Origin of the sequence: Halorhabdus utahensis DSM 12940 (assembly GCF_000023945.1) — an archaeon.
Lineage (GTDB): Archaea > Halobacteriota > Halobacteria > Halobacteriales > Haloarculaceae > Halorhabdus > Halorhabdus utahensis.
In genome coordinates this window covers 357,950-380,872 of the sequence record NC_013158.1, presented here as the reverse complement: position 1 = coordinate 380,872, position 22,923 = coordinate 357,950, and the positions used below count along the sequence as shown (strand labels likewise).

General features: G+C 60.1%; 20 protein-coding genes and 1 tRNA gene. 7 read left to right on the top strand and 14 right to left on the bottom strand.

Going from position 1 to position 22,923, the window contains the following annotated elements; genetic code table 11:
- Position 1: 1 nt before the first annotated feature.
- A complete protein-coding gene (locus HUTA_RS01900) occupies positions 2-1,165 on the bottom strand; it encodes a thiamine ABC transporter substrate-binding protein (RefSeq protein WP_049941147.1) in 1,164 nt (387 codons plus the stop codon).
- Positions 1,166-1,403: 238 nt separating this feature from the next.
- On the opposite strand from HUTA_RS01900, the gene HUTA_RS01895 reads away from it, so the two are divergent.
- Positions 1,404-1,754, top strand: coding sequence for a helix-turn-helix transcriptional regulator (locus HUTA_RS01895; RefSeq protein WP_012795451.1), 351 nt, complete (start codon positions 1,404-1,406; stop codon positions 1,752-1,754).
- 728 nt (positions 1,755-2,482) lie between these two features.
- Positions 2,483-2,689 (top strand): cold-shock protein, encoded by a 207-nt coding sequence (locus HUTA_RS01885; RefSeq protein WP_008527278.1) that lies wholly within the window; start codon positions 2,483-2,485, stop codon positions 2,687-2,689.
- Between the two features lie 75 nt (positions 2,690-2,764).
- Here HUTA_RS01885 and HUTA_RS15475 read toward each other — a convergent pair whose 3' ends face one another.
- Positions 2,765-3,766, bottom strand: a complete 1,002-nt coding sequence (locus tag HUTA_RS15475; RefSeq protein ID WP_169304876.1) for a M48 family metalloprotease — start codon at positions 3,764-3,766, stop codon at positions 2,765-2,767.
- A 355-nt stretch (positions 3,767-4,121) separates the two neighbouring features.
- Positions 4,122-4,388, bottom strand: coding sequence for a DUF4268 domain-containing protein (locus HUTA_RS14885; protein ID WP_280985287.1), 267 nt, complete (start codon positions 4,386-4,388; stop codon positions 4,122-4,124).
- Positions 4,389-4,497: 109 nt separating this feature from the next.
- Between HUTA_RS14885 and HUTA_RS01875 the strand changes: the two genes are divergently transcribed.
- Complete coding sequence (locus HUTA_RS01875; RefSeq protein ID WP_012795448.1) at positions 4,498-4,899, top strand: hypothetical protein; 402 nt, start codon at positions 4,498-4,500, stop codon at positions 4,897-4,899.
- Between the two features lie 389 nt (positions 4,900-5,288).
- On the opposite strand, the gene HUTA_RS14880 is transcribed toward HUTA_RS01875, so the two are convergent.
- The 5 genes from HUTA_RS14880 to HUTA_RS01850 form a co-directional block, all read right to left on the bottom strand.
- Positions 5,289-5,870 (bottom strand): hypothetical protein, encoded by a 582-nt coding sequence (locus HUTA_RS14880; protein ID WP_245529122.1) that lies wholly within the window; start codon positions 5,868-5,870, stop codon positions 5,289-5,291.
- Between the two features lie 513 nt (positions 5,871-6,383).
- Positions 6,384-7,259, bottom strand: coding sequence for a hypothetical protein (locus HUTA_RS01865; RefSeq protein ID WP_012795446.1), 876 nt, complete (start codon positions 7,257-7,259; stop codon positions 6,384-6,386).
- A 597-nt stretch (positions 7,260-7,856) separates the two neighbouring features.
- Positions 7,857-7,929: transfer RNA gene (locus HUTA_RS01860), tRNA-Gln, on the bottom strand.
- 82 nt (positions 7,930-8,011) lie between these two features.
- Positions 8,012-8,443 carry a metal-dependent transcriptional regulator gene (locus tag HUTA_RS01855; RefSeq protein WP_012795445.1) on the bottom strand — a complete coding sequence of 144 codons (432 nt, stop codon included), beginning with the start codon at positions 8,441-8,443 and terminating at the stop codon, positions 8,012-8,014.
- On the bottom strand, positions 8,440-8,919 hold the full coding sequence (locus HUTA_RS01850; protein ID WP_012795444.1) for a hypothetical protein: 480 nt from the start codon (positions 8,917-8,919) through the stop codon (positions 8,440-8,442). Before HUTA_RS01850 ends, HUTA_RS01855 begins: the two co-directional genes overlap by 4 nt.
- A gap of 443 nt (positions 8,920-9,362) precedes the next feature.
- Here HUTA_RS01850 and HUTA_RS01845 point away from each other — a divergent pair, with 443 nt between their 5' ends.
- Complete coding sequence (locus tag HUTA_RS01845; RefSeq protein ID WP_012795443.1) at positions 9,363-9,788, top strand: hypothetical protein; 426 nt, start codon at positions 9,363-9,365, stop codon at positions 9,786-9,788.
- A gap of 70 nt (positions 9,789-9,858) precedes the next feature.
- On the opposite strand, the gene sufD is transcribed toward HUTA_RS01845, so the two are convergent.
- The 4 genes from sufD to HUTA_RS01825 all read right to left on the bottom strand — a co-directional run bounded on the left by sufD (position 9,859) and on the right by HUTA_RS01825 (position 17,651).
- Positions 9,859-11,070 carry a Fe-S cluster assembly protein SufD gene (gene sufD, locus HUTA_RS01840; RefSeq protein WP_012795442.1) on the bottom strand — a complete coding sequence of 404 codons (1,212 nt, stop codon included), beginning with the start codon at positions 11,068-11,070 and terminating at the stop codon, positions 9,859-9,861.
- Positions 11,067-12,494, bottom strand: coding sequence for a Fe-S cluster assembly protein SufB (sufB, locus tag HUTA_RS01835; RefSeq protein WP_012795441.1), 1,428 nt, complete (start codon positions 12,492-12,494; stop codon positions 11,067-11,069). Before sufB ends, sufD begins: the two co-directional genes overlap by 4 nt.
- 12 nt (positions 12,495-12,506) lie before the next feature.
- Complete coding sequence (locus HUTA_RS01830) at positions 12,507-13,415, bottom strand: ABC transporter ATP-binding protein (RefSeq protein ID WP_012795440.1); 909 nt, start codon at positions 13,413-13,415, stop codon at positions 12,507-12,509.
- Between the two features lie 174 nt (positions 13,416-13,589).
- Positions 13,590-17,651 carry a DNA polymerase domain-containing protein gene (locus tag HUTA_RS01825; RefSeq protein ID WP_012795439.1) on the bottom strand — a complete coding sequence of 1,354 codons (4,062 nt, stop codon included), beginning with the start codon at positions 17,649-17,651 and terminating at the stop codon, positions 13,590-13,592.
- A 95-nt stretch (positions 17,652-17,746) separates the two neighbouring features.
- Between HUTA_RS01825 and HUTA_RS01820 the strand changes: the two genes are divergently transcribed.
- The 3 genes from HUTA_RS01820 to HUTA_RS01810 are packed head-to-tail and all read left to right on the top strand — an operon-like array spanning position 17,747 to position 18,784.
- Complete coding sequence (locus HUTA_RS01820; protein WP_012795438.1) at positions 17,747-17,932, top strand: DUF7331 family protein; 186 nt, start codon at positions 17,747-17,749, stop codon at positions 17,930-17,932.
- Between the two features lie 44 nt (positions 17,933-17,976).
- On the top strand, positions 17,977-18,279 hold the full coding sequence (locus HUTA_RS01815) for a DUF7322 domain-containing protein (protein ID WP_012795437.1): 303 nt from the start codon (positions 17,977-17,979) through the stop codon (positions 18,277-18,279).
- A 58-nt stretch (positions 18,280-18,337) separates the two neighbouring features.
- On the top strand, positions 18,338-18,784 hold the full coding sequence (locus HUTA_RS01810; RefSeq protein ID WP_012795436.1) for a DUF7346 family protein: 447 nt from the start codon (positions 18,338-18,340) through the stop codon (positions 18,782-18,784).
- A 9-nt stretch (positions 18,785-18,793) separates the two neighbouring features.
- On the opposite strand, the gene rad50 is transcribed toward HUTA_RS01810, so the two are convergent.
- Both rad50 and mre11 read right to left on the bottom strand, forming a co-directional pair.
- Complete coding sequence (gene rad50 / locus HUTA_RS01805) at positions 18,794-21,466, bottom strand: DNA double-strand break repair ATPase Rad50 (RefSeq protein WP_012795435.1); 2,673 nt, start codon at positions 21,464-21,466, stop codon at positions 18,794-18,796.
- Positions 21,463-22,872: a DNA double-strand break repair protein Mre11 gene (mre11, locus tag HUTA_RS01800; protein ID WP_012795434.1), complete on the bottom strand. Its 1,410-nt coding sequence runs from the start codon at positions 22,870-22,872 to the stop codon at positions 21,463-21,465. The genes rad50 and mre11 overlap by 4 nt, the downstream gene beginning before the upstream one ends.
- Positions 22,873-22,923 lie beyond the last annotated feature (51 nt).

The following is a 22,923-nucleotide window of genomic DNA, read 5'->3' as shown; positions in this document are numbered from 1 at the left end:
GTCAGTTGACGATCTCGCGCGCCCAGTCCTCGATCCAGCCCTCGACGTTGCCGGACAGTTCGTCGTAGCTGAAGGTGACGGGCTCTGGCGGCTCGTAGGCGTACTGTGAGAACTCCTCGCCGGGGTCGACGCCCTCGACAGCGGGGAACTGAACGTTCCGGACGGCGATCTCGGACTGTGCCTTCGGGGAGAGCACGAAGTCCATGAACTCCCGGCCGAGTTCCGGGGCATCTGCGTCATCGAACAGCGCCATCGCTTCAGGGTTGGCGTACCCCTGGTCGTTCAGGAAACCGACCTGGTGTTTCTGGATGTCGACACCTTCGCCGTGATAATACACCTGATCGGTCGAATAGGAAACCACCATCGGCGCTTCGTCGTTCATGTAGGCCTGATAGGCAGGTTCCCAGTCCGAGAGGATCGTCACGTCGTTATCGACGAGATCCTGCCAGTACTCCAGATAGCCGTCAGTTCCCTTCTGGGCGATGGTCCAAAGGAGAAACGCCCGTCCGGGATCGGACTGCTGGGCGTTCTGTACGATAAGATCTCCCTGATATTGGTCGCTCGTTAGCGCGTCGAAGGTCGCCGGGTTCTGGACCTCGTTGCCGTTGTAGACCAGCGAGATATATCCCGTATCGTAGGTGATCGCCCGGCCGTCCGGATCGATTTCGAGACCCGATTTGACGTTGCCAGCCCGGGCAAGATCATCCTGGACCGTCTGAAACAGCGATCCATCGATTTCCTGGTCGGCTCTGACGAGTTCGGACGTATTGAGTCCAACGTAGAGATCGGCGTCGATCCCGGCACCCTCCTGTTGGCGCAGAATATACTGATTGAGGCCGTTCTCCGGTGTCGTGAACTCGACGGTTTTGTCCGGATACTCTGCCTCGAAGGCGGACTTGAGCCAGTTTCCGGCGGTATCCTCACCGGTGAACGAGGAGTACGTCGCCACCGTCAGTGTGTCCGTCGAAGACGAACTAGTCGTCGTTGTCTCAGTGGTCGTCGTATCGGTGGGCGGTGTTCCGTCAGCCGTCACCGTATCGGTCGTTTCAGACGACGGTTCCGTTGTCTGTTCCGTGTCGGTTCCGTCCTCGCCAGCACAGCCGGACAATGCCGTTGTCCCCAGAACACTGACCCCGGCCGTTCGAAGAAACGTGCGTCGTTTCACCACTTGGTGGTTTGACTCAGTGGTATTAAACCTCTCGCGTTCGCCACAGAGAGGTGTCAGCGGAGCGGTATCGGCCCATTTTGTGTATGCAACGAATAGGGTGTCAACTCCGAGTAATGCAGGCGACAATCGACGGCTCTCATCAGTAATCAAAGCGAATGATTGGGGATCCCGGTTGGAGGGGAGCGCCAAGATATCGAAGGTCAGGTTTAAGCGCCAACCTGCCCCAGGTACTGACATGAGCACTGATTCGTCGGAGTCCGACCTTTCCGAGGATGAACGACGGGGCCTCGAACTCATCCGCGAGACTGGCGGCATCCACCAGAGCGACTTCTGGAAGGAACTCGACGTGAGTTCACGCAAGGGCTCCCGGATCGTCGATTCGCTGGCCGAACAGGATCTCATCGAACGCAACGAAACAGTCTACGATGGCCACAACACCTACCACTTGACGCCGACAGCCAAGGATCTGAACTTCTCGCTTTTGATGGCCGGCGACATGCTCTCGCCGTTCGTCGGCGACGACGAGGTCGACGCGCAGAGTGGACAGTTCACCCAGTGGCTCATGAATCTCGCCTACGAGGAGTGAACTGACTCGCGACCCCACGACGACTCGTCTCCGTGCATTCTGGCGACGGCCAGTCGCCGAAATCAGTGAGCAATGAACCCATCCACTGGCTTCTGATCCTGAAAACGCTCGGTACATTCACATGACATTCAGCCAATCGCTGATGTGGGTCGGTGCGCGTCCACATCGTATCGACCCCAGCGACCACTCCGTGGTTGCTGTACGCGAGGCATTCATCGCGGCTCCCCCCACCGCGGTGATCCGGGCGACTTTGTCCGTCCGATGCCATCAATTGTCAGCTTGCCGGGTTTCCCCCGCCCGGCTTTGCTCACCCGTGTCGATGTCATCGCGCCGTCTCCTGGCAGATGTTTTGGCAAGTCAAGCCGACTGGTTCGTGCCCCCGCGTCCGGCCTGCTGATGTCTCCATTCTGGGACCAGCTTCCCCAATTGAGATTGTACATTAGATTTACATACCTACACCACGAAGGGCCACGTGGGTCGGCGACTCGACCCGGTTGCCGACCTTGACGATTGCCCCCTCGATCGTCTCTCGCCGACCGGATTTCACCGTCGCTGGTGAATCTGGATGTCTCTGCCATCGGCTGTCATCGATCGCCGCCCGCCGGGTCACCGAACCCGGCTTTCCGCTCGCGTCAATCAGCCACTCCGATCCCATTTGAGGTGAGAAGCGTTGTGGTAACGCCCCTCTCGGAAGGGTTATGGCGCACTCGGTCCTACAGTTGGTTGTAATGGCAAACGGTAAGGTTGATTTCTTCAACGACACAGGCGGCTACGGTTTCATTTCGACTGATGACGGCGACCTCGACGAAGACGAAGATGTCTTCTTCCACATGGAGGATGTCGGCGGTGAGGATCTGACAGAAGGGACTGAGGTTGAGTTCGATATCGAGTCCTCCCCGAAAGGACCCCGCGCGGCGAATCTCGTTCGTCAGTAATTCTGCACTATTCGTCGCTCACCGCGACGAACCACCTACTTCGATTTTTGAGAGCTATCTGTTCGAGCCGCGGCTTCATTCCTGGCGCTCGCGAAGTCGGTCGAGCACCGCTTCGAGCGGCGGTTCAGCGTACAAAACCGTCCTCCAACGTGATTGGCTGCCATCGATGTCGTTGACATGAGACACCTGTTCGTAGGCTTCGATCACTGCCTCGGATGACGTTATCTCGACGGCATACTCAAAGGCAGCATATACCCGCTTTCGAAGTCCTCTCGAAGCCACCCAGTACCCGACGACGAGAGCCCCACTGAAAAGCAAGCCCAGCGGATCGTGGGCCTGGCTACTGGCAATCATAATCCCTGCGATCGGGACGAGAAACACGGAGAACGCGATCAACCGAAGCACTCGATAGCGCTGTCGAACGAGTCCCGCCTGTTGAGCCAGCACTGCTCGAAGCGCCTCGCTGTCCATTTCAAGTGTTGGGGCCGCGATCACCAGTGCTCGATACAGCGGCGATCCCTGAACGTCGAACCCGATCGTTCCATCGCTGTTTTCGACCACCAGATACGAATCGACCCGCAGATCGACACTGGCACACAGGTCAGCGAGTCGTTCGGATTCCGTCCTTGTTGGGGGTCTGACGGTCCGTAACCGTCCGGACATCCATGGTTTGCCAATCCACATCACAAACTGGTAAATCCAGATCCCGATCATGGCCGCGGCAGCGAGCCCCCAATAGTGAAAACTCACCGTAGCGATCATGACGCTCCCCACTATGGGCATTCCTGCTATTGCATAGTGCTGTATCAGATCGCGGAATTCTGCTGACACGGACTTGTCTTTGTTTCGGACTTGATCGATCGCCGGGAGAAGCGCGATTTTCGTCGATGCGATCGGGAGCAAGCCGAACAAAAACAGCAATCCCAGATCGAGACTCGTCCCAAAAGATTCCGGTAGCACTTCTATCGAACCCGGGCCACCGCTCACGTCACCGAAGACCCCCCAGAAGAACATCACCATCGCCGAAAGTCCGCCGCAAAATTCTCCGTACGTAATCCACCGACGGACCCCTTCCATCGCTGTCGTCGAATCCGACGCCCGGCGGACGATCCATTGCCCGATCACATACCAGAGCCCTCCCGCGACGATTCCCAACCCCACCCCCGTGACAGCGAACACCAAGAGATCCATGTATGGGATAGCGTGCTAACCACTCACAAAAACATTTCGATGAGATGATCGAACGGCAGTGGACGCAAGCGCCGGAACCAACAGTGTCTCTCCGTGGAGGTTTTCTGCTTCGTGGCGGAGATGAATTTTCGACTTTTGAATCTTCCTAGCCAGAGGACTCTGTGAGTCGGGTGTCCATCCCGAGAGCCACAACTCGGGAACTTTCGCCATCCGAGTCAACGAGTGTGGCGAGGAGTTGAGCCTATGAAAGCTCTGTGACGCGGGGTTCGAGGACATCTTGAAATGTATCCATCGCATCTACGCGCCATTCAATCAGCTCAGTCTGTTGCTCGCCCGTTAATTCGGTAATTCTTCCGTCAATCGGTTTCGGCCATTTGATCCGGCACGCCTGCTTTTCCGGTAACCGCTGCCAGACTAGTTCAGTACCCAAGTTCGATTCAATCTCCTCTCGGTCTTGCTTCAGTGTCTCAAAGATCTCCCCGTTCCGTTCCTTCTCCGACGCTGAGATGTACAGCTCGATTGTTCACCCTCGAGCGGTTTGGGATTGTGCTGGTGGCGGTGCGACCAAGCGGCGACGCCAACGAAGAATTTGAGTAGTGTCCGGACCACGCTATGCTATGGTTTCACCTGCGGGCGGGTGGGAAGACACCAAACATGGCTACGAAAACGACGACGTCGCGATAACGGTCAGAGAGATCCGGGGCTCGGACTGGGGGGACGACCGTTCGGTGAACTTCACGCGGTGGCAAGTTCAGGTCCGACGCGGGCCGCCGGGCTACGCACAGATCGATGATCTCGCCGAATACGACGAGCCACGTCCAGCGTGGGAGCTGGCCCACATGCTGACGCATCTGTTCGACGAGTATGGGGACGATCGGGTTATCATGTCCCTCACTGACTCTGTGAAGGGTGACCGGCCTGAAAGGCCCGAATCCGGCCCGACCGAGGCAGATCCCGAAACACATCTCCGGAACTGTCTGGGAGACGACGACCACCTGCTCGACGCCGTTCCCGAGTGACTGCCTGCTATGAGTCTGTCAAAGAACGCTTCGCACGCCAAATCTATCTAATTTTGTCAGGTCCCACATCCAAGATAGAGTGCCTGGCTGCAGCACGACGACGCGTTCAACCAACATACAAACTACTTCATCAGCCGATGGGTATCTGGGCAGGAATCTCCACATCGGGCTGTAACTATCAACGAGGCTTCATCTGAGAGTTGGGCAGTGACCACCCGTTCCCGTTCCGTTTCCTGGTTGTTTGACTTCGATGTCGACGCTGCCGAAAATGGTCGTTGGTACCCTTGTTAGATACCCTCGACTCACGTTGCATCACCAAATGCGGCACACAATCAGGAACACGATTTACGTTTTGAGACTGATTCGATGAGATCATCGTCTAAGTACCGTTAGAACCGGCTCTGGAGGCCGACGGCGAGAAAGACGGCAAGTAGCGAGAGAACGAGCCCACCGGCGGGGCCTAGCGAGCCGTATCCGTCTGCGCTCTCCGTTTCGAGGACACTCCGGTTGAACACGACCCGGGGTTCCGTCTCAGTTTGGTTGACCGTCCAGGCGTAGACGCGAGTTTCCCAATGGATGCCAGTCTTCCCCGCGGGAACGGTCGAGTTCTCAGCGATCCAGGTATCTGCTGGGACCTCGATCCTGACGACCGTGCCGTTCGAAAGATGATCCGAAAGTGCCGGTCCAAGGATGAGTTTCGATTGGTTACTGGAGAACGCGGAATATCCGGACGAATCCGAACTGCCGGGAGAAGATTCGCTTGTCATCCGCGTCCCATTATTCCACTCAAATCTCATGTCGACATATATCTCACCGAGTTTCGGATTGTTAATCGAAGTCGCCACATCAACAGAATGTCGCTGTCTAGAAAGATGTTCACCACGTTCGCGGAAGGCGTGCCTGAGAGCGTCATGGGTTTTGAACCACGTGACGTTGCCGGTCTTGTTGCGGTATTGCCGCCGCTCAGTCATGGTTCGGGCGGAATACCACGATTGGATCTCGACTCGCGAAGCTCCTGGATAGACCTTGACTGTCGTATTCAGGTTGGGCGGCGGGTAGGTCAAATTCGTCTCGTTCGACGTATTTTGGATGGTTGTTCGGGTATCCGCATCACCGCTTGACATCCCGGCGACACCCCCCGCGAGCACTGTCGAGCACACCACGACCGCCAGGCCAACGGCGACGAGTAACGACCGCCGCGACGCCAGACGTCCGGAGCGATCCGTCTCCAGCGTCGGTCTTGGCTGTGTCATGGGTGAGTGATCCTCGTTCGGTCTTTCATGGGCCTGGTTCGTTATTTGTTACCGTTCATCTTCCCGTTGCCTTTGCCTGATTGTTTGACTACGATGTCGACGCTGCCGAAAATAGTCGTTGGTATCTTTGTTCTATGCCTTCGACTCGCGTTGCTATCATCAACTCCGACGCGAGGACAGTCAGAGAAGCACGATCTCACGTTTTGAGACTGATTCGATACCGGCATCGTCTCAGAACCGGTAGATCCGGCTACGTACGCCGACGGCGAGAAAGACGGCGAGTAGCGAGAGAACGATCCCACCGGCAGGTCCGAATGGGCCGCTCTCGGACGTGTTCTCCGGTCCGAGGACACTCCGGTTGAACACGACCCGGTGATCTCTCCCAGTTTGGTTGACCGTCCAGGCGTACACACGGGTCTGCCCATGGGGACCAGTCGTATACGACTCCACGGTCGAGTTTTCGGCGACCCAGCTGTCTGTTGGGACCTTGATTTTGACGCGTGTGCCGTTCGAGAGATGGTCCGAGAATGCTGGTCCGAGGAGGAGTTTCGATTGGTTGCTGGTGAACGCGGATTCCCCTCCAGACCAGGCCGGACTGACGGAGGAATTTGCGTTGGTCGTCCGCGCGCCTTCTTTCCACGCAAACGACATTTCGACATAAATCTGACCGAGTTTCGGATCAGTTATAGTGTTCGACCACTCACTATATTGCTCCTCTTTGACGAGGTGTTCGTCACGTTCCCGGAAGGCGTGTCTGAGTGCGTCGTCGGTTTTAAACCACGGGAAGTTGCCAGTCTTGTTGCGATATCGCCGTTGCTCGGCCATGGTCCGAACGGGATACGACGCCTTGACCTTGACATGCGTTTCTGATGGTCCGATCACAACCGTCTTGCTCAGGTTGGGCGGCGGATAGGTCAGGTTCGTCCCGTTCGACGTATTTTGGATGGTGGTTTGCGTATCCGCGTCGCCGCTGGGCATCCCGGCGACACCCCCCGCGAGCGCCGTCATGCACAACACGACTGCCAGGCCGAGTGCCACGAGTATCGGCCGCCCCAACGCCAGACGCCCGGAGCGATCCGTCTCCGGCGTCGGTCTTGACCGTGTCATGGGTGAGTGATCCTGATTCGGTCTTTCATGGGACTGGTTCGTTATTTCGGTCCTTTTTGCTTCCCGTTGCCTTTGTTCTTCTTCCCGTTACCTGATTGTTTGACTTCGATGTCGACGCTGCCGAAAATGGTCGTTAGCCCAATCTGTCCGGACAGACTTGCTGAGTGAGTACCGGTTCCGAGTGCGTCGATAAGGTTCCGTAGTAGAGAAGCCCTTGGTCTCGTGGGTGACCGGCTGGATCAGGGTCACGCCACCCACCCCCCGTATGCGGGTGCCTGCAGCCCCTGATGATATCTAGTTAAATAGAGTATATGTCGGTTTATCTAGCCTGCAGGCGGCCCGTGTCGCCACATCTGGCCGTCAGAGATTATATAAGAATTTTGAGTATTCCCGGGCGTCCTCGTGAACGAAGTGAACGAGGGCTCGGAAGAGCTTCGCTCTTCCGGCGTCGTGCTGAACAACGTGAAGCACGACTTGAGAGAGTGGTTTTCTCTCAGCGGATTCGAACCGCGGTCGTTTCGCTCACTTCGTTCGCTACACTCCCTGCTTCGAATCCGCTGGACGTATTTGCCGCTCGCGACATTGCTCGCGGCAAAATAGTCCCGGGCGGATTCGAACCGCCGTCAGAGGCTCCAAAGGCCTCTATGATTGGCCACTACACCACGGGACTGCGATCGAACCTTGTCGATGAGTCTTTAATAGCGTTATCCTTGCGACCGGTCGCGACAGCCCCGCGTCGATTGCTGCCAGTCTCAATCGGACGCTTCAGCCTCGACATCGAGTCGACCACACACGTCCCCGTCGGCGTCGAAACAGTCCGGACACTCTCCCGGCCGGTCGATGATCGTATCCAGTCGCTCGGCGACCGTCTCGTCGATGACGCTTTCGAGTTGCTTGGCCTCGCCGCGGAAGTCTTTCACGTCGAGCACTTGGACGAGAAAACGCTCGATGATACAGTACGTCTGGAGGGCATCCCGCGCCCGGGCGATCCCGTCGTCCGTGAGCGTCACGCCGGTATATTTCTCGTGCTCGAGCAGGTCCCGGTCTTCGAGTTTGCCGACCATCTCGTTGGCGCTGGCCGGACTCACGCCGAGGCGCTCGGCGATCCGACCGGTCGGTGCTGGACCGTCTTCCTGCTTTTGGACCAGGTAAATCGCCTTGAGATATTGTTCGGCAGTGTTCATTCTTGGGCCTCCATGAGATCGGTGACCGTTTCGACGCCACGCGCCTCCGCTTCACGCAGTGTCTCCAGGACAGAGACCAGTTCCTCGTGATCGACCCCGAAGTCGGTGTCGCTCGTTTCGAGCGCGTCGAGCAGATCGTCGAAGAACTTGTAGGCGGTTTCGACGTTACAGAGTTGATCGTACAGGATGTCGTCGAAGTCCTGGTCGGCCTGGTATTGGGCTTCGACGAGTGGCTCGATGTCCTCGTAGTCGACGCTATCGGCATCGAGATCCGCAATCAGTGTCTCCAGACGTGCCCGGTGGTGGTTCGCTTGCGTCACGGCGTCTTCCAGGAGCGTCGCAAGCTCCGCATCGATCGCCTCGCTCGATTCGAGATGTTTCCGCGCTCGTGCTTCGACGACCTCCTGGAGAACCACGCCGATCTGCAACAGGCGCGCGAGCTGGTGATCGTCGCCGACCCGCTGGCCCAGACTCATATCCACCACTCAGAGAGCCTGTCACTTAACGCTCTCCCTCCCCGAACCATCAGAAACCAACTGACAATAGTGCTATGCTTGCGAGGAGACGCTCTCTCTGGATGTGACGCTTTTGGCGCAGGAAGGGCCGATTGCTGAGCCACTCGGTGACTCGGGATGGAGCCGGTGCCTATGGCGCAGGTGGACACTGACATTCAGCGACCGCTGTGAGGCGGTTACTCCGGGACGGCGACCCAGCACCAGCAATGGGCCGCGGTGGCTGTCACGTCGGTGTTGTCATCGAAACCGGCTCAGGATCCGACGCCTCCGGGCACGACCCAACGACAGGCTGGTCGCGTTAGCGTGACCGCTCCTCGTTGGATGGCCGACCGCCGTCATAGAAGTAGGCCATATTTGAAATTATAAAATCATTTTTTACTGATCGGTCGTGATGTCCGATTGCCATGTCAGATGGTGAACCACTCACCCGGCGTAGCGTCCTGAAGTCAACTGGTTCCGCTGTTGGGGCCGTCGGCATAACCGGCACGATTGCGACGGCGACTGTCGCTGCGGACGAGACGTACGACGGCCACCTCAAGATCAAGATCCCGTACACCAACGCGGATATCGACATCCGATATACGATCGAGTACGACACCTGTGACGCGGAGGTTTCGCTGGACATCGAAAACGGCGTCTGGACGGAGTCGAACCACTACGACTGCTCCAGTCGCGATTCACATGCCGAGTTCGACGTGGGATTCGCCGAGGGATCGATCGACATCGAGATCGACTTTGCCTCGGATACGGTCTATCTGGCAGCCGAAGGGTGTGCGAATTACTTCTTCGGCGAAACATGTGGTTCGGCGAGTGAAACGGTGACCTTCTGAGGTCGTGCCACGAGCGCGGTCAGAGCAGCATCACCGCGCTCCGATCCAAGAACGGCAGTCGTCGGCTGTCCTACTCGGCGAGCCGGTCGACGACCAGTTCGTCCAGGTCCTCGCGCAGCTCGTCGACCGCGACTTCCTCCAGCACTGGAACGAAAAAGCCCTCGACGAGCATGTTCGTCGCCGACTCCTCGTCGACACCGCGGGAGGTCATGTAGAACAGGTCCTCGGCGTCGACCTGTCCGACAGTCGCGGAGTGACTGGCTTCGGTGTCGTGGTTGTTGATGATGAGCTTCGGGCTGGCGTCGGCCTCGCTGTCGTCGCTCAACATCAGTGTGTTCTCGCGCTGGTAGGAGCTGGTGTCCCACGCGTCCGTGCCGACGTCCTGGACGCCCTCGTAGACCGAGCGCGCTTCGTCGTCCAGCACGCCGCGGGTCACGAGATCGGCCGTCGTGTGTTCGGCCTCGTGCCAGACGCGTGAGGCGATGTCGAGGTGCTGATCTTCGTGCCCGAAGAACGCCCCGACGATCTGAGATTCCGAGCTGTCGCCCAGCAGGCGGGTCTCGACGTTCGTCTTGGTCAGTCGTGAGCCGATGTTGCCCTCGATCCAGTCGACCGTGGCGTACTGATCGGCGTGGCCACGCTTGACCGAATAGTTGTAGGTGGCCTCGCTCAGGTTCTGCAGCGAGCCGTACTGGACGTGGCTGTTCTCGCTGGCGACGACCTCGACGACGCCCGAGTAGTACTGCTCGCCGGGGAGCTCCTCGCCCGTTTCCTGGCGCTCTAAGATCGTCACGGAGGCCGACTCCTCAGTGATGACGAGCGTGTAATTGAACAGCGATCGGGAGTTCATCCGGGTCCGGATCTTGACGTCCTCGGCGGCGACGCCCTCGGGGACGTAGACGACCGTCCCGGCACTGAACAGCGCGGTCGAGAGGGCCGTCAGATAGTCACGCTGGGGATCGACGACGCTGCCGAAGTGCTCTTCGATCAAGTCGCCGTGCTCTTCGAGGGCCTCGGCCCACGGGAGGACATCGACGCCCTCGGCCTCGATCCGGTCTTTCTCTTCCTCGAAGGCGAGCGGATCGACGAGACTCTCGTAATCGAGCGCATCGAGGTTCGTCCAGTCCCGACCGGGCGTCCGGATGACCGACGGCATGTCGAGGTCCGCAAGGGCCTCGAAGGCCTCGAGTCGCGTTTCGGTCAGCCATTCGGGTTCGCCCAGCTCGGCGGAGATCTGTTCGACGTCGTCGGCGGTGACAGTGGCGCGTACCTGCGTGCTCATCCCAGACTCCCCTCCATCTCGAGTTCGATGAGACGGTTGAGTTCGACCGCGTACTCGATGGGCAGTTCCTCGGTGATCGGCTCGATGAACCCGGCGACGATCATCTGCTTTGCGTCGTCGTCGTCCAGTCCGCGGCTCTGGAGGTAGAAGACGTCCTCGTCGCCGATCTTGCCGACCGTCGCCTCGTGAGCGACGTCGACCTGACTCTCCTGGATCTCCATGTACGGCATCGTGTCCGACGTGCTGTCGTTGTCGAACATCAGCGCGTCACACTCGACGTTCGTCGAGGAGTTCTCCGCGCCGTCGGAGATGTGGACGAGGCCGCGGTAGTTGGTGCGGCCGCCGTCCTTGGAGATCGACTTCGACTCGATGGTCGATTTGGTGTCCGGTGCGTTGTGATAGACCTTCGCGCCGGTGTCGATGTTCTGGCCCTCGCCGGCGAAGGCGATCGTGATGTGATTGTCAGTCGCCCCCGGGCCCTTGAGGATCGTGGCGGGATACAGCATGGTCGCCTTCGATCCCATCGACCCCGAGATCCACTCCATCGTCCCGTCGGCCTCGACGATGGCTCGCTTGGTGTTGAGGTTGTAGGTGTTCTTCGACCAGTTCTGGACCGTCGAGTACTGGACGTGGGCACCCTCCTTGACGAATACCTCGACGCCCCCGCTGTGGAGGTTGTGGCGAGCGTACTGGGGAGCCGAACAGCCCTCGATGTAGTGGACTTCGGAGTTCTCCTCGGCGATGATGAGCGTGTGCTCGAACTGGCCCATGCCTTCCGAATTCATCCGGAAGTACGCCTGGATGGGCATCTGGACGGTGACGCCCTCGGGAATGTAGACGAAGCTGCCGCCCGACCAGACTGCGCCGTGGAGCGCGGCGAACTTGTTGTCGCTCGGCGGGACGGACTTCGTCATGAAGTACTCCCGGACGAGCTCGGGGTGTTCCTGGACGGCCTTGTCCATGTCCATGAACACGACGCCCTTCTCCTCCCACTGCTCCTGCATGTTCTGGTAGACGATCTCGGACTCGTACTGCGCACCGACACCCGAGAGGGCCTGCTGTTCGGCCTCCGGGATGCCAAGTTTGTCGAAGGTGTCCTGGATCTCGTCGGGGAGGTCGTCCCACTCTTCGGCGCCACCGCGTGCTTCAATGTCGGGGCGGATGTACGGGATGATATCTTCGACGTTGACCTCCGAGAGGTCCGGCTGGCCGGGCCAGTCGCTCGGCATCGGCATCTGCTGGTAGTGCTCGAGGGCCCGGAGCCGGCGGTCGAGCATCCACTCGGGCTCGTCTTTGTCTTCGCTGATCTTTCGGACCGTCTCCTCGTTGAGACCAACTTCGGCTTCGAACGCTGAACTCTGCTCTTTCTTGAATTCGAATCGAGCCTCTGTGTCGGTCGATTCGAGGTTGTTGTCTGAACTCATGTGATGGTCACCTCAGGCTGCCTCGTATACTTGCTCGCGAACCCAGTCGTATCCCTCGTCTTCGAGCTTCTCGGCAAGTTCCGGCCCGCCGCTCTCGACGACTTCCCCGTCGAGCATGACGTGGACGTGATCCGGTTCGACGTAGTCGAGGATGCGCTGGTAGTGGGTGATCTGGAGGACGCCGGTCCCCTGGTCGTCCCGGAGGGAGTTGATCCCGTTGGCAACGTCCTGCAGACGGTCGATGTCGAGCCCCGAGTCGATCTCGTCGAGTACCGCGATGTCCGGTTCGAGAATCGCTGCCTGGAGTACCTCGTTTTGTTTCTTCTCGCCACCGGAGAAGCCGGCGTTGAGATACCGCTCGGCGAAGGACTCGTCCATGTCGAGTTGTTCCATCTTCTCTTTGAGGAGCTGCTGGAACTCGGCGACGCTGACCTCACCCTCGTCAGCGGGGCCCTCCATCGGCGAAGTCTCGTAGCCTTCGTCTTCCTCGTCTTCAGCTGCGGCCTCCTCCTCGTCCTCGAAGAGTTCCTCGCGCTCCTCGAGCTTGGCATTGAGCGCCGTCCGGAGGAAGTTCACCATCGTCACGCCTTCGATCTCCGCGGGATACTGGAACCCGAGGAAGATGCCGAGCGCGGCGCGCTCGTTCGGTTCGAGTTCGAGCAGGTTCCAGGTCCGCTTGTCGTCGGGGATCTCCTGGTCGAACTCGTCACCGTCGAGGTGGATGAGCACCTCGCCCTCAGTTACCTCGTAGGCGGGATGGCCGGCGATGATCTTCGCCGTCGTCGATTTCCCGCTGCCGTTCGGTCCCATCAGCGCGTGAATCTCGCCCGCCTCGACGGTCAGGTCGACACCTTCGAGAATTCCTTCGCCTCCGTCCTCAGCGACTTTCGCGTGAAGATTGTTGATTTCGAGTGTTGCCATGTTCTAGGTCAACCGAAACTCGGGCTGTCGTACCCATAATGCTTTCGCATGACTACATACTTGCTTTGAGATTCTCCAAAGGAATTTTAACGAAAAACCAAGAACGTGGGCGAAATCCCGCACATGTACGGGACAGAATCCGGGCCAATACTGTCTCGGCTTGACCCCCGTGACTCACATATACTGTCCGAGTCCCGTCTGTTCCTGGCCGCTTTTGACCTCCTGCCAGGAGACGTTGAGGGCCTCGATAACGCGGGCGATCGGGCCTTTGAGTGTTTTCTCCAGCATTTTCTCCCAGTCCACCTCGAACTCCTCGGGGATTTGTTCGGCGACGTCGAAGCAGATCACGTCCGGATCACGCTTGAACTCGCCGTAGATGAGATCCCGGGAGGGATCGAGACCACGTTCGTCCTCGATCCGGCGGAAGTACTCGGGGTGGACCTTCTTGAGGTAGAGCCGTTTCGGCTTGCTGCCCCGCTGGAAGTTCGTCCCCAGGAGCTCGTTGGCGTACTTCGCCCCCCGAACGTGGGCCGTGTCGGTGTCGTAATTGTTCAGGCGCTTGCCGATCCCGCCGGGGATACCGACGTCCTCGATGTCGACGTTGCCCGCCTGGAAATCCGCAATCACGTCGTGGAGGTACTCCGTGACGGCCTCGACGTCGCCCTCCGTGACGATCAGATCCAGAACTTCCTTCTGGACGCGCTTGGTGATCGGTGCGATGTCAGAGCGCTGGTATTCGAAGCCTGTGATGTCGATGTCGTCGACGTCCTTGCCCTCCTTCCAGACGATGTGGCCCGCATAGCGCTTTTTCTTGCCCGCCTGGAAAAAGCGCCGGTAGAGCTTCTCGAACTCGATCTGGAACCGATGCTCCTCAGCATTGAGCGTCTCGCTGGCGAATTCGTCGTAGGAGGCGTTGATCGCCTCCTCGATCTCGAACGAGCGGTCGATGGCATTCTCGACGGACATGTCCGTTCCCATACTTATCATGACGCTATCAGTATCGCCGTATGTCACGTCGTAGCCGAGATCGTTAACGGCCGACTCGGTGTACTCGATCACCGACCGCCCTGTTGCGGTTACCGCCGCCGCGTTGTCCTTGTCGTACAGGCGAAATCGGTCCCACCCCGAAACCCCATATAAACTATTCATAATAACCTTGACGGCTCCCTGCTGGCGGTCATAGAGCTCGTAGTCCTCGGTTCCGGGCTCGTGATCGTTCCGGAGGGACTTCTTTTCTTCTCGCTCTGACAATAACTCTTCGACCATCTCCCGGACGATCCCGTCGGGTTCCTTCCGGAAGTGCTGGCCGCTGGGATCCGGTGCACGGAACGTCTCCCCGTCGAAGGTTTCGGGGTCGACCTTCGTCTCCGGGGATGCATTAATCGTCACCATGCACATCGGATATAGAGATTTCAGGTCGTGGACACTTACCATCTCCTTGATGCCGCTGATCGGCTCGAAGACGGCTCCGCCCTCGAACTCCTCGCCCGACTCGACGGTCCCCTTCGAGGGCAGGACGAAGTTCCCGAAAGCCTTGTGGAGGACGTACATGTCGACGGCGTCGCCCGGCGTCGGGGCGTCCTCGAGTTTGCAGCCCACGAAGGTGGCTACCTCCTCGAAAAAGGCGATGATGTCCTGTTTGCGATCGAGTTCGACGCAGAGTTCGACGTCACGGAGGTTGTACTCGAGGAGTCGCTCGGGATCCTCTTCCCACAGCGTCCCGATGTCACCCGTATACGTCTCCTTGCCCGCGCCGAGTTCCTCCTGGCCGACGTCCTCTAAGCGGTAGGAATCGAGTTCGGTGAACTGCGTCCGTTTGTACGCCCGCAGGAGATCGAAGACGACCCGGCCCTTGATGTCCGGCCCTTGCCAGTCGCTCTCCCAGACCTCGTTGACCCGGGAGAGCCGGTTCATGTCGAGGTTTCGATCGGTTCCCGGGTCGAGTTCCTGTAATCGGTCGATGAGATAGGGGGCGTCGAAGTCGTCGCAATTATGGACGAGACATCCATCAGCGAGGAAGCTGTGTGTCGTGGTTTCGATATCGTAGGTCGTCTGCGTGCCGACGATCTCGACGTTCTCTACGGCGACGAAGACGTACTCTTCCCATTCGGTGGACGACGTCTCGTGTCGTTTGAGATGGGTTCCCCGACGGTGCTTGTCCCGGCCGATGCGCTTCTCGTCGGATCCTGTCTCCGCCTCGAAGATCGCGTACGGTATGTTTTCCGACTGCCCGCTTTTCCCCCCGTCAAACTCCTCGATAGCGGCAACCTTCTCTTCGTGACTCATGTACGGCAAGACGGACTGCTTGAACCGCTTGATGTCGCGTTTCGCACTCGAGACGCGGACAGTTTCGTTCGTCCGTTCAGCGTAGATACCGAGTCGTCTGAACAGCTTCGCGTACCAGTCGCCGATCGAGTGATTTTCCGCGGCGACAGTGACAGACGACGAGACGTTTCCGTCCCCGTCGACGACGCCGGCCAGGAATCGCCCGATGTACGCTTCCGGGAGTTCGTATACCGTCGAGAGATCGACTCCCCGTTCGTTTTTGTTCCCGAACGGGATGCCCAGTCCGTTGAGCGCATACATCTGGGCATAATCGAGGACGTTCTGCTTGTAACAGCCCTTCCCGTCCGGTTCGAGGTGGTTGTCCCCCGGGAATTCCTCGTGGAGTTCTCTCCGCGTATTATAGAATCGGACTCCATCGGACTGCGACATCGATCCGTCAGTCAGGACGAGTCCGGCCAGGTACAGTTCTTTTTCAGTGATATTTCGATCCAAATCCACGCCGGTGCGCCGATACTCCCGACCACCGTCCGGCAGCGCGGCGTCGTACGTTTCCCTCGCGATACGACATCGTTCGAGGTGCCAGACACTCGGTGTCGGATGGTAAAGCGTCTCCTTCGACACACCGAACGTCTCCGAAAGTTCGGTAATGGCTCCTTCGGGAAGGCCGGATTTGAACGCTTTGACGGACGATTTATCCGAAAATCGCTGTCGGTCGAGCGGGATCAGCTCGGAAAGGGATGGAACGTATTCGCGGGCAGTAAGCGTACGCGGCTTGAGAACGTATTCTCCCGGTTCGATATCACGACCGTCTTTCCAACTCACTTGCTGGTCGTCGCCGACCTTGATTCGATGATCGCCGGACGATCGAAGTGTCGTACCGTCTTCGAGTTCGAACTCGAAAACTTCCTTTCGACTTTCCCACTTGCTCGTGACCTCGGCAACGGTCGTCTCCTGCTCGTCGTTACCGACCACTGTATCCCCGATCTGAACGTCCTGAATCTCCTTGGTGGCCCCATCAGCCATCGAGATCTGAGCGTCCGCGGGCAGGCAGTTCCAGCCCGTCAGGATGTCCGGATCGGTCTCGTCGATATACTCGAGGAACGCTTCGAGCATCCGCTCCTCTTCCTCGAAGACACGGACATCCGCCTCGAATTCGTCTTCCAGGGGCTCGTACTGTTCGAGGGCCTCCGGCGGGTCGATCCCGACCGGCGAGTCGTACAGCCAGACGACGTACTCGTCGCGATAGGAGTCGTGGCTCGTGAGACAGATGATGGGTTCCTCCCCGTCCTCGGGGAAACCCGATCGGTCGTCGACCTCGATGTCGAAGGTGTTGACTCGCGCTTCGGCGTCGTAGTCGATGGCTTCGATCTCGTCGTGTGGGATCCGGATCGTTCCGTTCTCCGTGCGACGATCGGGGACCCGGATGCCGCTGGTGATGTCCTTGTCGATGAGGAGGCGATTCGGGAAGAGGATGTCCGCCTCGTAGTGATCGAAGTCGTCACGGATCTGCCCGACGTCCCGCGGTGTCTGGCCGAAGATCCTGACGAGTTCCTCGCCACGAATGGACTCGTACGGTTCACCATCGTCGCCAGTCCGTTCCCAGCCGGTGACGCTGTCGTAATTCGCGAGTCGCTCCTCGTCGACGTTGTCGGCCGGCGCATAGAAGTATGGTCGAAACTCGTAGACTTGGACGTGGAAGAGCTCGCCGTCTGCACTGCGTCCGAAAACGTGAACGACCGGGTACTCGTCGCTTCCTCCCCCCTCGATCGTGTAGTCGACCTGGGTCACTGCGAGTTCGACAGTGCCATCAGCCTCGGGGTATCGCCATTCGTCGGCGTCGACGACGCTCGCTTCGTGGCCACCGTTGCCCGCGACTGCACGTGCCTCGGCAGCCGGTCTGTCGTCGTCGGCAAACGCTCCAAGCCCGCGCTGCTCCCCGGAATCGGTCATTGATGGCTTGGTTGCCGGCTGCCGCCCTAAAACCCCCCGGTCGGCCGCTGCCAGAAGGCTTATGCCACGACATACCATACCAGTCGTCGGTTGCAATGTCGAACCCCGCCAACGGTAGTCGGAGCGAACGAGCGACGACCGACCAGTCGCCGGTGCTGCCGGCAACTGCGGACACGATCGAGCGGTACGAAACAGACGACGGGACGGTAATCTATGACGCGGCGAATCCGATGGCGTGGATCTACAGCGACGGCGCTGCGGCCCTGCCTGACTGCCGGTAGTCCGGACCGAAGTCGCTTTTAGCGACCCGGTCTCGATTTTTCATGTGGCCGACCGAGACCAGCCTACGGCACAAATCAGTGGCAGCGACGGGAGCGCGGAGCCGCCGGCTTCAGGCTCTGCTGATTCCGAAGATCTGGAGCGGATTACTGAGGTCGATCCCGAAGTACGGAGCCTGTTTTGGCGGCTCGTGGTCGTCCTGAAAATCGCGATCCCTGTCGTCTCGGTGGGGATCCTGGTCGCCGTTTTCACCGACTGGACCCTGCTCGGAGTGCTGATCATTGCCGGCGGTGGCGTGGTGGGTGGGTACGGACTCGTCCGCTATCGCCGTTTTGATGGCCCGGAGTGACGCCACGGGCACCTGCCGGGAACGGCAATCCCATGTATTCCCAGTCGATACGTCCCGTGTGCGCATTGTCGAAGACGAATCGGGTTCTCGCTACATCCTCGAAAAGCGATCCACAGACGGGTGGCTGGTCCGCGACCCGAAGACGGGAACTGAAACGTATCGATCGCCGGACGCACTGACCATCGTCGAGGGCGAGTCCCCGCTTGCGATTGCCGCGACCGCCGTTCCCGAGTCCGTCCGGCTGGTGCTATCGGTCGTCCACCAGGAGCGTGACCTGGGCCTGCTTCTCGAACTCGCCCGTGACGGACCACTTTCGGTCCGGACGCTTCTGGATCGGTACGAGTACTGTGAGAGCGATCTCCACGGCCGGCTGGCGGAGTTTCGCGTCGCGGGACTGATCGTCGAGGAACGGGTCGCCGGCGAGCGCGGGTACGCGACGACCCCGGACGCCGAGGAGGCGATCGAACTGCTGACCAGCAAGGATGCAGCCCCAAGCGACTCGTGACCGGCGGGCCTAATCGGCCGGCAACTCCGGGGTGTCCCGGCGCTCGACGCGCGAGCGGTTTGACGTCGCATCCTTGGCCACGTGGACCAGATCGTCGGCCGCGTCCACCAGCTCGTCGTCGTGGCTGACGACCACGATCTGTTCGACACCGATCTCGGTGCGCATGTACTCGATCAACTCCAGCAACTGTGAGACGTGGCCCGAGTCGAGGAAGACCGTCGGCTCGTCGAGGATCAAGGGTGGCGTCGGTGCCGTCCCCTCGATACCCTCTGCGAGCAGTCGATAGATCGCCGCCCGGAGGCTGAGGTTGAACAGCGCGCGCTCGCCGCCCGACAGCTGATCGGGATCGAGTGCCTCGCCGTCCTTCTGGTAGATCGTGAGGTGGTACTCGTCGTCGAGTTCGATCCGGTCGTAGGCGTCGTTGTGGTAGACGAGATCGAAGGTGTCGTTGAGCATCCACTCTAAGGTCTCGACGTTGCGCTGGCGCAGTTCCGCCCGGAGTTGTCCGTACATCTCCTGTAACTGCTCGGCCTCTTCGTATAGGGACTCCAAACGCTCGACCGTCTCGGCGAGTTGCTCGCGGCGATCACGCAGCGATTCGAGCTCCTCGATCTCGTTTTCGATGGCACCGATGCGGGCCTGGAGTTCATCCCGCTGCTCCTCGCGAGCGTCGATTTCCCCGTCGACCTCTTCGAGATACGTCTCGGCGCGTTCCTTGTCCTCGCGTGCCTCGGCCAGTCGGTCTTCGTCGATGGCGTCGGCTAGCTCCGAGCGGCGTTCCCGAAGCGTCCCGAGGCGGTCGCGGCGCTCGTCGTTCATTTCGTCGAGTTGCTCGCGACGCTCCTGACGGGCCTCAATCTCGTCGGTGAGGGCGTCCAGCCGCTCAAAGTCCGCGACGATATCTTCGAGCCCGTCGATCCGATCGGCGAGTTCGCCACGCCGCTCGTTGCATTCGGCGATGGCCTCCCGGCACTCCTCGGCTGCGTCTTCGGCTTCTTCGGCGGACTCGCGGTGCTGTTCAGCCTCGGCATCCAGTTTGTCGGCTTCAGCCCGGAGTGTTTCGATGCGTTCCTCGGTTTCTTCGATCGAATTCTCGCGTTCAGCGATCAACTCCGCAAGCGTTTCGCGTTTGTCTCGGAGTCGATTCCGTTCGCTTTCCTGCTCGACCAGTGTCTCGGCACGGTCCAGCCGCGCCTCGACTGTCTCGCGGGTCTCCTCTAACTCCTCGCGCTCGGCCCGAAGGTCGGCCAGCCGTTCGCGATCGTCTTCGAGCGTCTCGACTCGCGGTGCCTCCTCGACATCCTGGCCGCATTCGGGGCATTTGCCAGCGTCGAGTAAGTCCTGGGCCTCCTCGATGTCGCCTTCGAGGGACTTGATCGTGGCTTCGAGCGAGGTCAGATCGCTCTTGACGGCGTCCAGTTCGTCGGCGATTTCTTCGTGGAACGATTCCGCGTTCCCGAGTTCGACAGGTGCGTCCGTGAACGTCTCCTCGATCGATTCGATCTCGCTGTCCAGTTCTGCGAGTCTCTCACGGCGGTCCTCGAGATCAGTGCGTGTTTCTTCGAGGCCCGATTCGAGTTCCGCGGCCCGATCGCGTTTCTCAGCTGCGCGTTCCTCGGCATCAGTGGCGTCTTCGCGTTCACTCTCGGCGTTCTCGCGGTGACGCTGGAGATCGAGACGGTGTTGCTCGATCTCGTCGCGAATCTCGTCGTCGCGCCTGTCGAGGTCATCAACCAGATCTTCGACGGCTTCCCGGTCGGCCTCGGCCGAGAGTTCGGCCGTATCGAGCCCGGATTCGATCCGGTCGCTGATTTCCTCGCGGCGGTCGCGGCGATCGGATATCTCGTCCGCCAGCTCCTCACGCTCGCGTTCGGTCGCCTCGATCGTCTCGGTCAACTCGGCGATCTCGCTTTCGATCTCGTCGAGTTCCTCGCGACGCTGTTCGTACTCCTCGAGGATCGAGTTGGCCGCGTCGAGCGTCTCGCGTGCGGTCTCGCGCTGCTCGTCGTAGCGTTCGAGTTCCTCCCGGACCGTGGCGAGTTCGCTCTCGGCGGCGTTGAGTTGCTCGTGGAGTTCCTTCTCCACCTTGGCCTCGATCTGGGACTCGAGCTGTGAGAGGGACTCGCGTTTGCCCTCCAGGACACGACCCACGCCGACCCGGGCGTCGCTGGCACGCTTTCGGTAGTCTTCGAGGCGGCCAAGCTGGAGGAGGTCGTCGATCATGTCCTGTCGCTCGCCCGGCGTCGCGTTGATGAGCTTGTTGACCTCGCCCTGGCGGACATAGGCGCAGTTGACGAAGGCCTCGTGGTCCATCCGGAGCAGCGACGCGACGCGCTCGCGAACGTCTCTGGCCCCCTCCACCACGCCGTCGGATTCGTCCAAGACGCATTCGACGGTCGTCGCCCGATCGTCTCGAACGCGGACCCGGCGCTTGATGTGGTAAGACTCGCCGCCGTGAGCGAACCAGAGTTCGACCGTCGCCTCCTCGGCCCCGATCGTGACGAGTTCGTCCAGGGTTCGATCGAGCGCGCGAGCGCCATACAGGGCGAAAAAGCAGGCTTCGAGCAGCGAGGACTTTCCGCTCCCGTTGACGCCGTGGAAGACCGTCACGCCGCGTTCCAGCCGCAAATCGGCGTCCGCGTAGCACTTGAAGTGCTCCAACCGGACGCGCTCGAACCTCACAGGTACTCACCCATGGTTGCCTGCCCCTCGCCATCGTCTGTTTGCTCGTCGTTCGGCTGGTTTCCGTCTTTCTCGGTCTGCCCGTCGTTCGGCTGGTCTGGGCCATCTGTCCCCTCGCCGTTGGCTTGCGTATCGTTCGCTTCAGAGCCCTCCGACTCAGTCCCGTCTTCAGCGGGTGCGTCCGCGATACTGTCGCCAGCCGGCTCGTCGTCGCTGTCGCTGCCCTCTGTGTCGTCGCTGTCGCCGGCTTCCATGTTGTCCCCGTCGTCGGCTTCCCCGTCGCCTTCGGCCGGCGCTGGTTTGAACTGTTCGGCGTCTCCCTCATCGACCAGTTCACGGACCCGCGATTCGACCGAATCGTCGACGTTGGAATCGGCGACTTTGCTCGCCCGGACGACCTCGTCGAGTTCCGCGGCGGCGGGACTGAGCCCGAGCTGGTCGATACGGTCGCGGACGGCGTCGTCGGGGTCGGCGAACCGCACGTCGTAGGCGGCCTCCTCGTCGATCTCGCGACGGTCGTTGACGCGGGCGACCAGTGCACCGCGATCGCGGGCGAACTCCTCGATCGTGGCCGGCGGGACGCGTTCACCTTCGCCCTCAATGGTGACGATCACCACGGCGTCTTCGAGGTCGTGTTGCCCGACCCGGGTCCGGACGCGCTCGGCCCCCTCGCCTGCGGCGAGTTCGAGGTCGACGAAAACGAACGGTCGCGTTTCGATGGATCGCCGACGGATGTCGACACCGTCGTCGAACGTCACGAGATTGTACCCGCGCGCTTCGCGCTCGCTCGCACTCGCCCGCTCGGTCGACCCACAGTACGTGAGCCAGGTCCCGTCGACTTCGCGTCTGGCTGGCGTGTGATCGTCGCCGAGCAACATCGCGTCGAAGTCGACGGTGGCCTGTTCGAGGATCGCTTCTGCGTCCCAATCGCCGTGGGAAAACGGTTGAAACAAGCCGTGAGAGACCAGCGCGGCGTGGGTGGTATCGTGCGGTTCGAAGTCGTATGCCAGATCGTCACGGGCGGCGCGGGCGACGAAGTCCAGCCCGTAGAAGGCTGTCTCGCCGATCACGGTCGGCTCCTCATCGAGTCGGATGGCCAGGTCAAGCGATTCGAAGAGATCGAGCCATTGGGCGTCGCGCTTGCCCTCGTGGTTGCCGACGATCGCCAGGAACGGAATGGATGCCGCGTCGAGTTCTCGTAGCGTTCCCAGCGCACCCAAAATGTCCTGCAACCGGGGCCGTCGATCGTGAAAGAGATCGCCAGCATGGACGACGGCGTCGACGTCTGCCTCGATCGCGTCGTCGATAACCTGCTGGAAGGCGGACAGAAAGTCCCCCTGGCGCTCCGGCGAGTGATACTGCCGGTAGCCGAGATGCGTGTCGCCGGTGTGGAGCACCTGCGTCATTGTGACGTGGTACTCCGCGGGGTCCTAAAGGGATTGCGCGACCGGCGTGGA

Coding starts and splice junctions, on each gene's coding strand:
- HUTA_RS01895 (WP_012795451.1), top strand. CDS start 1,404: ATGAGCACTGATTCGTCGGAGTCCGACCTTTCCGAGGATGAACGACGG.
- HUTA_RS01885 (WP_008527278.1), top strand. CDS start 2,483: ATGGCAAACGGTAAGGTTGATTTCTTCAACGACACAGGCGGCTACGGT.
- HUTA_RS15475 (WP_169304876.1), bottom strand. CDS start 3,766: ATGGAAGGGGTCCGTCGGTGGATTACGTACGGAGAATTTTGCGGCGGA.
- HUTA_RS01875 (WP_012795448.1), top strand. CDS start 4,498: ATGGTTTCACCTGCGGGCGGGTGGGAAGACACCAAACATGGCTACGAA.
- HUTA_RS14880 (WP_245529122.1), bottom strand. CDS start 5,870: ATGACTGAGCGGCGGCAATACCGCAACAAGACCGGCAACGTCACGTGG.
- HUTA_RS01865 (WP_012795446.1), bottom strand. CDS start 7,259: ATGACACGGTCAAGACCGACGCCGGAGACGGATCGCTCCGGGCGTCTG.
- HUTA_RS01855 (WP_012795445.1), bottom strand. CDS start 8,443: ATGAACACTGCCGAACAATATCTCAAGGCGATTTACCTGGTCCAAAAG.
- HUTA_RS01850 (WP_012795444.1), bottom strand. CDS start 8,919: ATGAGTCTGGGCCAGCGGGTCGGCGACGATCACCAGCTCGCGCGCCTG.
- HUTA_RS01845 (WP_012795443.1), top strand. CDS start 9,363: ATGTCAGATGGTGAACCACTCACCCGGCGTAGCGTCCTGAAGTCAACT.
- sufD (WP_012795442.1), bottom strand. CDS start 11,070: ATGAGCACGCAGGTACGCGCCACTGTCACCGCCGACGACGTCGAACAG.
- sufB (WP_012795441.1), bottom strand. CDS start 12,494: ATGAGTTCAGACAACAACCTCGAATCGACCGACACAGAGGCTCGATTC.
- HUTA_RS01830 (WP_012795440.1), bottom strand. CDS start 13,415: ATGGCAACACTCGAAATCAACAATCTTCACGCGAAAGTCGCTGAGGAC.
- HUTA_RS01825 (WP_012795439.1), bottom strand. CDS start 17,651: ATGACCGATTCCGGGGAGCAGCGCGGGCTTGGAGCGTTTGCCGACGAC.
- HUTA_RS01820 (WP_012795438.1), top strand. CDS start 17,747: ATGTCGAACCCCGCCAACGGTAGTCGGAGCGAACGAGCGACGACCGAC.
- mre11 (WP_012795434.1), bottom strand. CDS start 22,872: ATGACGCAGGTGCTCCACACCGGCGACACGCATCTCGGCTACCGGCAG.